Here is a 2,151-nt window from a genome sequence, read left to right on the forward strand (position 1 = left end):
CCGCTCGGCCGAGCGGGAGCGGGCCAGCAGTTCCGCCTCCACGGCCGCCGCCGCTGCCTCCGCGAGGGCGGCGCCGGGATGCGGACCGGCGTCGGCACACAGTCCGGAGGCGACGGTGATCGTGCCCAGCGCCCGGCCCGTCTCCGGGGCGAACACCGGCACGCTGACCGCCGACACCTCCTGCCACATGTCGAGAAAGTGCTCGGGGCCGTGCACCTCGGCGCGCCGCCGCAGACGCAGGGCGAGCGCCGCGCTGTTGTGCCCGACCTCCCGCTCGGCCAGATCGCCCCACGACTCGCCTCCGGGCATCCCGCCCGCCGCCCACAGCACCCGCGGCCGTTCGTCGGTGAGCAGCAGCGCCGACCGGCCGCCGAGCGCCGGGGCGAGCCGTTCGAGGACGGGCCGGGCCGCCGCGGACAGGGCCGACCCGAGCGCACGCCCGTCGACGGAGCCTGCCCGGCGCAGGTCGTGCCGTACGCCGAGGAAGCGGGCGCGGCGCCAGGCGGCGACGGCCTCGTCGGGGACGTCGTCGGGCAGCGGACGCCCGGTCAGGAACCGCTGGCGCGCCTGACCGAGCAGGAGCAGGGCGGGAGACATTTCGGCTGTGGTCATGGCACCGCACACCGTATCCGGCGGTGGCCGGCGACCGCCTTGGAGGTGGGAACAGATGCCGGGGAGTTCCGGGTGTCTCGAATTGAGACACCCACGAACGGCCGGGCCGCTCCACGATCATGGACGGCCGCCCGACTGTCCCGGGCGTGGCCCGTCCACCGTTTGGAGTTTCCCCGTGCCTACCGTTGTCGACACCGACGTACTGATCGTGGGCAGCGGCCCGGCCGGGGCGTCCGCCGCGCTCGCCCTGAGCACCTACGGCGTGCCCAACATCGTCGTCACCCGGTATGCGAGCCTCGCCGACACGCCCCGCGCGCACATCACCAACCAGCGCACGATGGAGGTCCTGCGTGACCTCGGCGTCGAGGACGAAGTGGTCGCCAAGGCCACGCCCCAGCACCTCATGGGCAACACCACCTTCTGCACCAGCCTGGCCGGCGAGGAACTGGGCCGGGTCCGCTCCTGGGGCAACGAGCCGCTCGTCCAGGCCGCCCACGAACTGGCCAGCCCCACCCGCATGTGCGACATGCCGCAGCACCTGATGGAGCCGGTCCTCGTCGACGCGGCCGTCGCTCGCGGCACCCAACTCCGGTTCCAGACCGAGTATCTGACGCACACTCAGGACGCGGACGGCGTCACGGCCACCGTCCGTGACCGGCTGCGCGGCGACACGTACGAGATCCGCGCCCGCTATCTGATCGGCGCCGACGGCGGCCGTTCCAAGGTCGCCGAGGACGCCGGACTGCCCATGGGCGGCCAGATGGGTGTCGCGGGCAGCATCAACATCGTCTTCGACGCGGACCTCACCAAGTACACGGCCCACCGCCCCTCCACCCTCTACTGGGTCCTCGCTCCCGGCGCCACCGTCGGCGGCATCGGCGCGGGCCTCGTCCGCAACGTCCGCCCCTGGAACGAGTGGATGATCGTCTGGGGCTACGACGTCACCGCGGGCGCCCCCGACCTCACCACCGAGTACGCCGAGGGAGTCGTCCGCAGGCTCGTCGGCGACGACGACATCGACGTGACCATCAAGTCGTCCTCGGCCTGGACGGTCAACGAGATGTACGCCGAGACCTACTCCAACGGGCGCGTCCACTGCGCCGGAGACGCCGTCCACCGGCACCCGCCGTCCAACGGGCTCGGCTCGAACACCTCCATCCAGGACGCCTACAACCTGGCCTGGAAGCTGAAACTGGTCCTCGACGGCACGGCCGCCCCCGCGCTGCTCGACACGTACAACGCCGAACGCGCCCCCGTCGGCAAGCAGATCGTCACCCGCGCCAACAAGTCCATCGGCGAGACCGCCCCGATCTTCGCGGCCCTCGACGGACTCTCCCCGCAGACCCCCGAGGAACTGTGGGCCAACATCGCCGCCCGCAAGGACGCCACCGAGGCCGCCGCCGGGCAGCGCGCCAGGCTGCGCGAGGCGATCGCCGCCAAGGTGTACGAGTTCAACGCCCACGGAGTCGACCTCAACCAGCGCTACGAGTCCGCCGCGATCGTCCCCGACGGCACCCCCGACCCCGGCTTCCCCCGCGA

1 protein-coding gene and 1 pseudogene are annotated in these 2,151 nt (G+C 72.6%); one reads left to right on the forward strand and one right to left on the reverse strand.

Annotation, left to right across the window (positions count from 1 at the left end):
• Nucleotides 1-612: pseudogene (locus tag AOK08_RS20105) on the reverse strand (regulator); the annotation flags it as partial.
• Nucleotides 613-787: 175 nt separating this feature from the next.
• Here AOK08_RS20105 and AOK08_RS20110 point away from each other — a divergent pair.
• On the forward strand, nt 788-2,151 hold a 1,364-nt coding region (locus tag AOK08_RS20110; protein WP_055527800.1), incomplete at its 3' end, for an FAD-dependent oxidoreductase.

This window comes from Streptomyces graminilatus (assembly GCF_001418565.1).
GTDB lineage: Bacteria > Actinomycetota > Actinomycetes > Streptomycetales > Streptomycetaceae > Streptomyces > Streptomyces graminilatus.